Here is an 11,966-nt window from a genome sequence, read left to right on the forward strand (position 1 = left end):
GCCCAGCCCGCAGGAATCGCCGCAAGTCGTTTCTCAAGAGCGGCTTAAGCAATAGATAAAGGCGGAGCTGTGCCCCGAGTTTTGTCCGCTCCGCGTGTGTTTTTGGACAAAACGTTTCGGACAAAACCCCGGGCGCAGCGCCCGCACGTAAAGCAGTCAGGGCGGCGGCCAGCCAAAGCCTTGCTGCTGGATCGCGACCGCTAAGAGCGATGAAGAGTCGCGCGGTCTCACCTAGAAACCAGAGCCGCCCGCGCCGACGGCCGAAGGACCATGGCCGGCGACGCGGGCGATTCGCTGGGCGGTGGAAAGGACGCCGCCCTGCCCGGGCGGCATTGCTGCCTTACGGCGTCCGGTCCCCACCAGAAACTATCGTTTGTGCGCTAATGATTATCGTAATAACTCCCAGCGTGACCTTAGCGGGAATCACGCTTTGCGGGCACGGGAAAAGCCCATTCTGCAAGCATGCATTAACAGCCTGAGGCCAATCGCTCCGCGTGATTCCGAGATCGCGAGCCAGCGCGCACCGCCAAGCAGTTGAGCCAACGCGGAGGAGCAAGCAACGCCCGGGCAGAGATCGCCGCCGGGCGCCAAGAGAAGCGGGCACAGCAAGAAAAGAGAGGGGGTCCGGTCTCGCCGGGCAGGTTGAGACCGCGACCCCCTCTGCAATCGCTTTACATGGGTATCGGCGGCCACCGCCGCCCAGCCTTAGCCAACCGGGTGGCTCATTTTTGAACAACTGCAGTGGTAGCAGTGCTGCTCAGGACCGTCGCGGCGAGCCAGCCGGACGCGGTACTGACGGGTCAGTCTCGCTACGTGCAGCAACGGAAGGTTCAGGGCAATGTGGGGTACACGGCCAATCCGGGCGGCGGTTACATCGGCGCCATGCCGGGCATGGGGATTCAGAAGCCGGTGCAGCCGTCGGTGAGCACTCCCGGCGCGTACCAGAACCACTGGTACGGCGGCTGGAACCGGTAGGCGACCTTGTCGAGGCCGCGCACGACAGCCCCCGCGGGTGGCGGCAGGGCGTGGCCGGTTGGAATCGCGCCTAGCTCGGATCGCTCGAGGCGAACAGGACGACAACCGAGTGGTCCGACGCGTGGTACGAGTCTCCAAGAACCTCCGGCGCCTCGTCCCACGGCACGATATCGTCTGGCGACTCGCGGGCCGTGTCGATCCAGCGCCGCCAGCGACTGGCGCCCGGCGTGGGCAGGTCGAACGCCAGCGGTTCCCAGTAGGCGTTGAGGATGAAGTGGAAGGCGAGCCGCTCGCGGGCTAGTTCGCCGCCGAGCGCGATGCTCCGGGACGAGTCGCCCCAATCGGGCTGCCGTAGTCGGACCCCGTGCCACTGCAGCTTGGCTTCCCTCAGCCGCAAGCCGATGCTGGTCCGCCGCAGTTCGTGCTCGGCGTCACGGGTTGCACGGCTGGTGGCACTGCTATTTGGTGCCACTGTCCAGCTTGCTGGCAGTGCGGCGGCAGAGTGGGGCTTTGGCTTCCTTGGCCAGGTCAAATTCGTTACACAGCCGGTCCTGTTCTCGGAATCTTTCAGTAGAAACCGGCCACCCAGCGCGATCTACTGGCAAGAAGGGCCAGTTCTGCACCCCGTGCTCGGCCGTCAAACCGCAGCGGAATTGAGTCCCCCGCGGCCGACGAAAATCGGACAAAACCCTCCTCCCCCCAACCCCGAGGATCCCCCCTAAGCCCCTTCCTAAGAACGACTTAAGTCAACAATTGGGGAGAAATACGCCCCGAGTTTTGTCCCCTCCGCGCGTGTTTTTGGACAAAACCCCTCGGTCAAACCCCCGGGCGGCACGTGGGAGATCAGCGCCTGTCGCCGTCAAGCACGCGTAACACCGGGGCGGCTGGTCCATTGGAAGTCGCGGCGGCGTCCTCAGAACCGAGAACCGAACCCGCGCCTGCACGCGAGCGAGCGCAACCAGATTGCGGTGGAGGCGGAATCGAAGGGAGCCAGACAATGGGAAGCGCCGACGGTCTGACTGGTTTATCGGTGGCTCGGCGCTATGAAGTCTAGCCGCCAGCCCCAGGGGGCGTGCTTACTTGCAATGCACTTGCACATTTCCTATGCTGGTACGCGAGCAGTACCTCTCCAATTCGCGCAGCCCGGATCGATGAAGAAGCCATCCCCGCAAGACTCCGAGTACTCCGTTGGTTGGGCCAAAGGACTGCTGAAGAGCGTGGGCCTCCGCAGCACGGCTGCCCGTGTCGCCGTCATGCAGCGGCTCGCGCTCGCCGGCCAGCCTGTAAGCCACGCGGAGGTTGTTGAGCAGCTTCGCGACTTTGGGTTCGACCAGTCGACCGTTTTTCGCTGTCTCGGAGAGCTTGCCGACGCGGGGTTGGTTAGCCGGCTCGATCTGGGCGACCAGGTGCGTCGGTTCGAGTTGAGATCCGGTCACGGCGAGAGCGAAATGGAGCACCCGCACTTCATGTGCGTTGACTGCGGGAAAGTCTCGTGCCTGGAAGACTTTACGTTCAGCCTCTCGCCAAGTCGTGGTCCGCGACGCAGCAAGCTGGGCGAGATCACCGAGGTGCTCCTGAAGGGCCACTGTGGCGCGTGCCTGGGCGTTGGCTGAGGACAAAGGTCTTGCAATTTGATTGCATCTGGGCAATAATCCGGTCTCGTGGCGCCAAGCCGGCGCCGCGGTTCTGACCTGCAGAAGTCGTTTCCGTGAACGCCCGCCTTGCCAAGCCGACCGCCTTGGGGCTAGCTGCGCTGTACGCGTTGCTAGCCGCGTGTGGGCATTCCCTCCACACGCATCACGACTGCTGCGCGCCTCGGACGTCCCCGGCCTTCGGCGTCGAGACCCGCTCAACATGCGTTTGTGGACATGACCACACGGTCGGCTCCGCGCTTGCCGGCACCGACTCGGATGGACGCCGGCAGTGGCGATCCGGCGGATCCGGCGCCGACGGGCACGAGTGCGCTGCGTGCAATGTCCTTCGTCAGCTGAGCATGGGGTACGCGCCGCCGTTGGCGGCGACGCTCGATCGCAGGCTCGCCGAGGACTTCTCACCCGCCTACGATGCGCCATCCGCGATTGCCGCGCATGAGGCATGGAGCCCACGCGGGCCGCCCCAGCAGGTTTCTTCCTAGCTGGCGTTCTCACTGTATGCGTCTGCGCGATTTGGCTCGCGCGTCCGTCGTATCGGTTGCCCTCCCCGAGTCGCTTAGTACGCGTCGAATCAACGCGCACGCGTCGGAGATTCTCATGCGTCCCACACGCGCCTTTACGCTCGTGGAGTTGTTGGTGGTGATCGCCATCATTGGCGCCCTTATCGCCATGCTCCTGCCCGCCGTCCAGTCCGCCCGTGAAGCGGCGCGGCGCACAAGCTGCAAGAACAACTTGAAGCAACTGGGGCTTGCGCTGCTGAACCATCACGACACCCACCGAGGCTTCCCCGTCAACCAGACCAGCAGTGGTCGGCAGGAGGGCGGCGACTGCGGGGCCGGCTACTACAGCTGGCAGACGCGGATCCTCCCCTTCATCGAAGAGGGGACCCTATACGATTCGATTGACTTCGACGCTAACATGTCGGGCAACTGTTCGAGCGGCGCGCCGATCGACGCGTCCCACCCTAACGCGGCGGCGGCCGCTACGGTGATCGAAGGCTTTCTGTGCCCGTCGGACGCGGTTACCCACGACAACGCCACGATCATGGGCTCGTCCAACCCGGCCTCGGACAGCTACGCAGCGAACGCGGGCTGGCCCAGCCCCGCGACCGGTTACGACGGCGAGAGACCCTCTCCGGGGGCGTACAACGGGCTGATAGGGCTGGTGAACCCAGGCAGCCCAGCGAGTTGGCACCCGAAGGGACGCGTGAGTCTGCGTCGGGTGACCGATGGCGCGTCGAATACCGCGGCTATCGCCGAGCGGCTGATCCAAACAGGGGCGACGCTCGAGGCGGTGCGAAACGCGCCAGAGCAGCTCAAGTCGTATCACGTGACGGCCTCCGCCCGCACGCTCTCGATGCTGCAAGACCGTTGTGGGGCCGGGTCCACCCACTCCGACCCGGTAGCGTCAGCCTACCTTGGGCGGGCGTGGATTTCGGGGTGGGCGCCGACCGGTCCCACCTACATGCACCTGAACCCGCCGAACACCCACCACTGCCACTTCCAAAACCTTGACCCGAACGGCGACTTCGCTGTCACACCGACTAGCCACCACCCGGGCGGCGTGAACGTTGTGATGGCGGACGGGCACGTCGAGTTCATCAACGACGATGTGTCGCCGCGGGCCTGGTGGGCCCTGGGCAGTCGCGACGGGGGAGAGAGCGAGGAATGATGAGGACTTTCTACCTAGCCATGGCACTGCTGATGATGGCCGGCGCGCGCCAAGACGCCAGCGGGCAGGGCGGCCATTCCGATATCCAGTTCTGGTACGACGAGGGAAGAATTGAGGTCAACACCGAGCACGAGGGCGTCGCCACGGGCGAGTTCGCCACCTCGGGGTTCTTCCAGCAATTTGACGCCAACCCCGGATTTGCCTCGGAGACCGACATCGGCCTGGGGGTCAACTCCGGCGACCTGATCACCTACAACGTGCTAGACGACCTCAGATTCTGGGACGGGGCGTCGTTCGCCGGCCCGCCTGATTGGGTGCGGATCCGTGTCGATAACAACGCCGGCCCCGACACCGTTGTCGATAACTCCACCGGCGAGCAGTTCGGCAGCAGCGTCGCGCCACTTGCCAACGTGATCGATCAGGCCGGCGGCGGGGGCGACTTCCACTCGCACGTCGACTTCTACCTGGAGCCGCTCCCTGAGGCGGCGCCGCCAACGCCGCCCTTTGGGGCGTATGGTCTTAAGCTGAACCTCTCGACTGACGCCATTGGCGTTGCCGACTCAGAGCCGTTCTTCGTGGTGTTCAACTTCGGGCTCGGCGCCGGCGAGTTCGGACAGGCGATCGATGCGTTCGTCGCGCTGCTGAGCTCCCCCCTGCTGCCCGGCGACTTCAACGGCGACGGCGCTGTGGACGCCGCCGACTACACCGTGTGGAGGGACAACCTGGGACAGCCCGAAGACCCCTCGGTCCTCAGCGGCAATGGCAACGGCGGGACCGTCGACGCCACTGACTATCAACTTTGGCGCGATAACTACGGCGTTTCGTCGAGTAGCTCAGCTTCGCTCACACCTACGGCCGCGCCAGAACCGGAAACGACGGTGCTGGCGTTGGTTGCCTGCTGTGCAGTGTGGGTGTCGACCTGCCGGAGACCAATCGGCAACTAGTTCTTTCGTTTCTCACCTTTGGAGTATGACTAATGTTACGCCTTCACACCCTACGGCTGCTGGCCGTTGCTCTGTCAATCGCACTAGCCAGCGATCTCGCATTCGCACAACACGATCATGGTGATATCGAGTTCACCTACGAGTCGGGAAGGATCGCCATCGAGTTCGGTGACGAAGGGCGTGTCTTCGAGGGCGACTTCGGCGATTTCGCTGGCGGCCCGGACGAAACCGACGACCCTGGCTTCGGATCGGAAGTAGACGAGGGCCTGGGCGTCGACCCGGGCGACATCATCGGCTACAAGGTGCTCGGTCCCTTGAACTACCACGACGGCTCGGCGTTTGCTGCGACTTCCGCTAGCATGGCGCTCGGCAACGCGGGCGGGATCGACATAACGGTTGACGCGGGCACGCTGGCGGCCGGCGGGCTTATCGGGCAGGCCGACTCCGCAGGCGATGTCCACACCCATATCGACTTCGCCATCAATTCGACCGCGCCGACCGGCGCGTACGGCTTGCTGCTCTCCCTTACCGCTTTCGACAGCAGCATGCAGCCGAAGCCGGGCATCGCCGACTCCGAACCGTTCTACATTGTCTTCAACCGTGGTCTCGATGAGGTGGTGTTTGAGGAGGCGGTAGGCGCCTTTACGGCAATCATCCCTGAGCCGGCCTCTCTGATGCTGGCCAGCATCGGCGCCGCGGTTGTCTGCGGTCGCCGTCGACGCTGACCGCTACGCTGCGTTCCTGCGTGCAATCCAATCGGTAACGCCGCCGCGGCTATCAAGCCGCGGCGGCGTCTTCTATGCGCTGTACTGGAGCCAGCGTCGATGTGACTGGCGGGCCCCAATTCGCGATAAAACACAGTGGGCGCATTTGCAAAATCATTGCAAGACAGTAGCATGTGCATGTCGGTCGGCGTTGCCGGCCGGATGGGTTGCGGCGCGGTCGCGACACTTTCCTACTGTCTGCTTTGTTTCTGGAGAACGCTGATGAAGATGCACTTTGGGTTTCGTGCGGTCGCCGCAACTGTTGCAGCCGTGCTTGCCTGTGAGATGGCCCTCGCTCAGTACGATGGCAAGTACTACGTCGGAATCGACGGCCGCACGGATCCGTACACGGCGCCCGACTCCGACGGAGGCGGCGCGTACCCCGACAACCCCAACAACGGGCGGCTGACGCTGCTGCTCAGTCATGGGAACCACTACCACGGCATCGGCTCGTACAGCTACTCGGGCCCGTCGGCGACGCCCACGCTCAATTCGACGAACGCCAACAACCGACTGCCGGAGGGCTACACGCTGCAGGCGCCGCTCGCGCTGACTCCGGGAGCCGGCGTCTATGCCGGCCGCAACGTCCTGGCTAGCGATCCCGGTGTTGAGTACTCGGACCTCGAGATCCAGAACGTGCACGTCTTAGCCAACACGGGCATCGCGGAGGTGGACGCGCTCTACCACAGCAGCAGCAACCGGTGGGACGGCCCCTTCGACGCCGCCGACATTCACCTGGAACTGGTTGGAACCAGCTCGCCGTGGCTCAACGTCGGGTCTCCCACAGACCCCAGCGCCTTACCCGTGGGGGGGGACATCCATCTTGGAGAGGGGGACGAGATGTTCAGCTTCACGCCGGTCCTGTGGGTCGACGAGAGCGCGCCGGCGGGCGACTACTGGGCCGAGTTCCGGCTCACGGACCCGTCCGGGGCTTTCGGCGACTCGGGCAGCTTCTTCATCGACGTGCGACAGGTTCCCGAACCAACCACGGCGCTGTTGACCGGTCTTGGCCTTTTAGGGGCCGCGACTCTAACCCGGCGTAGCAGGTAGTCGGGGTTTGCCGGCTTGCTCCACGTGGCCAACGCCGCGTGGAGCAGGTCGACCCCGACACTGACTGATCTCAGACGCTGCAACCAAGCTGTTTACCACACGCGACTACCGGAGTCACGGAATGGACTTTAATTCCCACACTCAGGTTTACAGGCCCAATTTCTGGGCGGACTGGACTGGGATGGCGGCTTCGATTGGCTGCGCCATCCACTGTGCTGCAATGCCTCTGGTAGTCGCCTCGCTGCCGAGCCTCGGACTCGCTTGGTTGGCGGACGATAGTTTTCACCGCTGCATGGCGGTTGTCTGCCTTGTGCTCGCGCTCGGCGCATTCGTTCCCGGCTGGCGGCGACACCGGTCTCTCTTGCCCGCCGTGCTAGGCGGACTAGGAGTCGCATCGCTGCTCGTCGCTTCATTTGCATTGGATGACGGGTGCTGTCCTCGGCGAGACACACCTTCCACAGGTTCCGCCCTCGCGGAGAGCGGCTGCGAGTCGTACTGCACTGCGGACACGTGCAGCATTTTGGATTCGCCTCCCACGAAGCAGGCCCCAGCCGGCCCTCTAATGACTCCTCTGGGCGGGCTGCTGCTGGTGTCTGCTCACCTGATTAATCATCGGAAATCGTGCTGCTGCGAGCATGGCGCTTGCCGCGGGGGCGCGGCAGGCTAGATGTGATTGATTCTCGACCGGCTCGCCCTTAAATGCTTGCTTTGGCTGCGATGTTGCAAGACAATTGCAGTATCAGATCGCCATCGCAAGTATGTACCGCAAACTCTTTCAGACAACGGTTTGGATCACCCTCGCCCAGGTGCTGGTTGTCGGCGCCCTGGGGACGGGTCTGCACACGCTGCTTGGCTGCGAGCACGAGCGGCCGAGGGACCGGAGCGCGTCATCCGCTCCTGCTTGCGACGGTTGCCACTGCTGCGTGCACCGGACGTTGGGGGCCGTTCCCGCAACGGAGCAGCACGACAGCCCCACGTTCGAACCAAGAAGCGGTAGTGGCAGTTGCGACGCGTGCGTGGTTTGCGATCTGCTCGACCACTTCCACTCTGCGGTCCCCGCTGCGGCTTCGCAGCCTGACGCCTGCCCAGATCCGCTAGCGGAGATCGGCTGGGCTGCGCAAGTGCACGCCGCCAGCACGTCGCGTCTGCCTCTATCTCGGGGCCCCCCAACCGCCTAGTCGCGTGCCCACTTCGGCGCGCGGCCGGACTGCCATCGTTCCGCACTTGCGCGCGACGTCACACGCGCGATCTCAGAACACAAGTGCGGGGGGAACTGCGACTCCGCTTGGGGCTTACGTATCATGACGCTGCTAGATGATTTCTGGGTCGCCTTTACGGCCGCCCTCGTAGAGTCGGCGCCGCTGGTGGTGCTGGGGTTTGTCGCCGCTGGCTTGCTCCACGAGTTTGTGCCAGAGCGCGTGCTACGGCGGCGCGTCGGCGGCGGCGGACTGCGTCCGATCCTCTGGGCGGTTGGGGTCGGGTCGCTACTGCCGGTGTGCTCCTGCAGCACCATCCCGTTGGGGATCGGCCTCCGGCGTAGCGGGGCTTCGACCGGGGCAGCGCTGGCGTTCATGACCAGTTCTCCAGCCATCTCGCCGGTGACGGTGCTGCTTGGCTGGGGGCTGCTCGGACCGGTGCTGCTGGGCTGGTACTGCACGGTCGCCATCACGGGCGCAATCGCGATCGGCGTGGTTGGGAACCTGTGGCTGTGCTCGCCCGCCGAATCCGGCGCCGCCTACAAGCCCTGCGGTTGTGGTTGCGGCGCGTCGACCCCCTCTGGCGCCGGTCGGCTGCGGCGCGCGCTGCGGTGGTCCTTTGGTGAACTGGGGACGGAGGTAAGCAGCTCACTGCTGGTGGGCCTGGCGGTAGCCGCGGTGGTCATGGCGCTCCTCCCCGGAGGATGGGTTGAGGGATGGCTGGGGCACCCGAGCCTTCTCGCTCTCCTGGCGGCGATAGCCGTGTCTCTGCCGGCGTACACATGCTCCGTGCCGGCGATGGCGATTGCGGCCGGGCTGATCGCCAAGGGCGTTGACCCTGGAGTCGCGGTGGCGTTTCTGGTCGCCGGCCCGGCCACGAACCTGGGCGAGTTGAACGCCATCCGCACCGCGATGGGCGCCCGAACGGCGCTGTTCTACGCCGGGATGCTCGTGGCGATCGCCCTGGCCGCGGGCGCGGCGACCTCGTTGGTGACGGCGTCGCCGTCGGCCGAGCTAACGGCGGCACCTGCTCACGGGCACGTCCATGCCCTGGATGCCGCGGTTCTGGGAGAGACAGCCGACGCGACGCACAGCGGGGCGCCCTTGTGGCGGTGGATTCCGACTATGGTTGTCGTGGGGCTCGCGCTGAGATCGATGTCTGCGTGGAGAGCAGGCTTCGGCCCCAGTTCGGTCTTCCGTAGATCGGCGAAACCTGTCGCGAACTTGTTGGATCAGCGCGAGTCGATGCTGACGCGATTCCAAGACGCCAACTAGAATGGTCACCAAGCAGGCGCCCACGCTCCCGGACACGAAACGACAGATGCCCAGAAGCCCCATTCGTCGCGGCGGCGGATTCACGCTCGTTGAGCTGCTGGTCGTGATCGCAATCATCGGCGTGCTCATCGGCTTGCTACTCCCCGCTGTTCAGTCCGCGCGGGAATCGGCGCGGCTGGTTAGCTGCAAGAACCACCTCCGGTCGATCGGGCTGGCGACGCTTCACCACCTCGACGCGGTGCAGGCGTTCCCGCCCGCCCGGCTCCGCGCCCGTAACGACTGGGGCGACGCGGCCTGCGAGAGCACCCAGGCTTCGTGGCTGGCAAGGATCCTTCCGTACATAGAAGAGGCCAACGCCTACTCCAAGTGGGACTTGTACCGACCCTTTGAGGACCACGACCCAGCAGTCCGCGAGCACACCCCCGAGAGCTACATCTGCCCCACGCGAAGGAGCCTGGCCGAAGCGGTGCTCCCGTCTAGCGTTGTCGAGGCCGAGGTGACCTTCCCATGCGGCTGCAGCACGACCGAGATGGTGACGCTCATCAGCGGCGCTATCGGCGACTACGGCGCCAACCACGGCGACTTCACCGGCGGCTCGTACGGCGACGTCTTCTCTTACTGGCGTGGGGGCAACGGCGGGGGAGTCATCATCTCCAGCCGGCCGAAGTGCGGCGCCGATGGCCCGATCGACTGGACCGACAGGATCCGGATGAAGGACCTGGTCGACGGCGCCAGCAAGACGGCCCTCGCAGGCGAGATGCACATCCCGGCGGACCGCCTCGCCCAGGTCCCGGAGAACGGCCCGATGTACAACGGCAAGGACCTGCCGGCCTTCGCACGCATCGGCGGCGAAGGCATCCCGCTCGCCCGCGGGCCGGAGGACCGGTCGGTGCCGGTGATCGGGTTCGGCAGCTGGCACCCGGGGGTATGCCCGTTTGTGCTGGCCGACGGCTCGGTGAGGCTGGTGAACAACTTCGTGGAAGTCGACGTCCTGCAGTCCCTCTGCCGGCGGAACGACGAAGCTGAATTGGAACCGGTTTACTACCAGGGTGGCGATGTCCGTTAGCGTGGCGCGAATGGCTGGACGAACAGCGGCCACCGCCCGCCTGGGCGCTATACTCATTCTTGCCCTGGGCGGCGTAGCCGGCTGCGGGACCGATCATCCGCGGACCTACCCTGTCAGCGGAGTCGCCCGGTTCTCCGACGGCGGCCCGGTGCGGTCGGGCTATGTGGAGCTGATACCCGACGCCGGCGGGCCGTCGGCGCGCGGCAGGATCGACAGCCAAGGGCGGTTTGTTGTGGGCACCTACGCAGCGCAGGACGGCGCCGCGGCCGGCGAGTACTCGGTCCTGGTCACCCAGCACGTCCAGCCGCTGAGCCCGGAACGGGCCCGCGCCCTGGGCCCCGAACACGCCGAGCACGCGGGCGCCCCCCACAGGGTCTCGCTGCGGTACGCAAGCCGCACCTCGACCGACCTTCGCTGCACCGTGAAGGAGTCTGACAACGAGCTGTCTCTGACGGTAGACGCTCACGAGGCCGCCCCCGTTAAACGTGCGCCCGATTCCATGTGACAACGGCTCGCACGCGTAATTGTGGCGGTCCCGGTAGAGGCACCAAATGCGAACATCACTCGACTCGCGAATCGTTCTCGGTGGCGATCGACGCCTAAGTCGTTTCGCAGCTGAAACAGACATAGCTAACGTGGCACACCCAGAACACTGAAACTGAGCCAACCGCTGTACGTGTCGCGTAGTTCGCCACTACTAGGATTGAATTGCCTTCACTGGATTACTGTCCTTGCGAACTCACGCGGCTGATTGTTCGATCAATGTGTCTACGCCCGATTTGCCGAACCACGGATCCGGCAAGCTGGATGTTCTCAGAGGGCGACTGTTCAGCGCTGCGACTACGCCGGCGCAAAGCTCGTGGCCACCGGTGAGTCCCCGAATTACTAGAGCCAGTTTCAAAAGCCTCACTTGCTAGCTAGACCGGGGGTTCGGTTGTTCCGTAGGAGGTTTCGAAAGGAGACCTCTGATGACGGATCGATCCTGCGTGAGCGCGGGGTCCAGGACGGAGCCCGATACGAACGAGTTGCGGCCAGAGCTCAGCGACGAGCACTGGCGGCTGATTGCTGATCTGTTTGCCAACGCTAAGCCGAACGCGAAAGGCGGCCCGCCGCGGCGTGACCCGCGGGCCTGCTTCGAGGGCGTGCTGTGGGTGCGCCGCACCGGCGCCCGTTGGAAGGACCTGCCGGACAGGTTCCCGTCGTACCCGACCTGCTGGCGGCGGTTTGTCGAGTGGACCGAGTCGGGCGTGCTGGAGAAGGCCTGGCGCCGGCTGATTGGCAAACTCGACCGCGCGGGCCAGGTCGACTGGAGAGCGGGTTTCGCCGACGGCACGTTCGCCTCGGCTAAAAAAGGGGTAAGTCCTTAGGCAAGA

At 65.0% G+C, this 11,966-nt stretch carries 12 protein-coding genes; 11 read left to right on the plus strand and 1 reads right to left on the minus strand.

Features of this window, described 5'->3' with window-relative positions:
* The first annotated feature begins 750 nt into the window (after nt 1-750).
* Entirely contained in the window at nt 751-975 is a 225-nt protein-coding gene (locus KOR34_RS03500; RefSeq protein WP_146562238.1) for a hypothetical protein, read from the plus strand.
* A gap of 70 nt (nt 976-1,045) precedes the next feature.
* Here the strand turns inward: KOR34_RS03500 and KOR34_RS03505 are convergent, their stop codons facing one another.
* Nucleotides 1,046-1,447: a hypothetical protein gene (locus KOR34_RS03505; protein WP_146562240.1), complete on the minus strand. Its 402-nt coding sequence runs from the start codon at nt 1,445-1,447 to the stop codon at nt 1,046-1,048.
* 679 nt (nt 1,448-2,126) lie between these two features.
* Here KOR34_RS03505 and KOR34_RS03510 point away from each other — a divergent pair.
* The 10 genes from KOR34_RS03510 (at nt 2,127) to KOR34_RS03555 (ending at nt 11,960) form a co-directional block, all read left to right on the plus strand.
* Nucleotides 2,127-2,588 carry a Fur family transcriptional regulator gene (locus KOR34_RS03510; RefSeq protein WP_146562242.1) on the plus strand — a complete coding sequence of 154 codons (462 nt, stop codon included), beginning with the start codon at nt 2,127-2,129 and terminating at the stop codon, nt 2,586-2,588.
* 636 nt (nt 2,589-3,224) lie between these two features.
* The gene (locus tag KOR34_RS03515) at nt 3,225-4,298 is read left to right on the plus strand and encodes a DUF1559 family PulG-like putative transporter (RefSeq protein WP_197531106.1); all 1,074 of its coding nucleotides are present in this window, start codon (nt 3,225-3,227) and stop codon (nt 4,296-4,298) included.
* A gap of 20 nt (nt 4,299-4,318) precedes the next feature.
* The gene (locus KOR34_RS03520) at nt 4,319-5,242 is read left to right on the plus strand and encodes a hypothetical protein (protein ID WP_146562246.1); all 924 of its coding nucleotides are present in this window, start codon (nt 4,319-4,321) and stop codon (nt 5,240-5,242) included.
* A gap of 32 nt (nt 5,243-5,274) precedes the next feature.
* Nucleotides 5,275-5,967, plus strand: a complete 693-nt coding sequence (locus tag KOR34_RS03525; protein ID WP_146562248.1) for a PEP-CTERM sorting domain-containing protein — start codon at nt 5,275-5,277, stop codon at nt 5,965-5,967.
* Between the two features lie 261 nt (nt 5,968-6,228).
* Nucleotides 6,229-7,056, plus strand: coding sequence for an all3515 family Zur-repressed PEP-CTERM protein (locus KOR34_RS03530; protein WP_197531107.1), 828 nt, complete (start codon nt 6,229-6,231; stop codon nt 7,054-7,056).
* A gap of 220 nt (nt 7,057-7,276) precedes the next feature.
* Nucleotides 7,277-7,723, plus strand: a complete 447-nt coding sequence (locus KOR34_RS27425) for a MerC domain-containing protein (protein WP_449301097.1) — start codon at nt 7,277-7,279, stop codon at nt 7,721-7,723.
* Between the two features lie 634 nt (nt 7,724-8,357).
* Entirely contained in the window at nt 8,358-9,527 is a 1,170-nt protein-coding gene (locus KOR34_RS03540; protein ID WP_146562254.1) for a permease, read from the plus strand.
* A 46-nt stretch (nt 9,528-9,573) separates the two neighbouring features.
* Nucleotides 9,574-10,593, plus strand: coding sequence for a DUF1559 family PulG-like putative transporter (locus KOR34_RS03545; RefSeq protein ID WP_197531108.1), 1,020 nt, complete (start codon nt 9,574-9,576; stop codon nt 10,591-10,593).
* Between the two features lie 10 nt (nt 10,594-10,603).
* Nucleotides 10,604-11,098 (plus strand): hypothetical protein, encoded by a 495-nt coding sequence (locus tag KOR34_RS03550; RefSeq protein WP_146562258.1) that lies wholly within the window; start codon nt 10,604-10,606, stop codon nt 11,096-11,098.
* A 463-nt stretch (nt 11,099-11,561) separates the two neighbouring features.
* Nucleotides 11,562-11,960, plus strand: coding sequence for a transposase (locus KOR34_RS03555; RefSeq protein WP_146562260.1), 399 nt, complete (start codon nt 11,562-11,564; stop codon nt 11,958-11,960).
* Nucleotides 11,961-11,966: the final 6 nt, after the last annotated feature.

Origin of the sequence: Posidoniimonas corsicana (genome assembly GCF_007859765.1) — a bacterium.
GTDB classification, from domain to species: domain Bacteria; phylum Planctomycetota; class Planctomycetia; order Pirellulales; family Lacipirellulaceae; genus Posidoniimonas; species Posidoniimonas corsicana.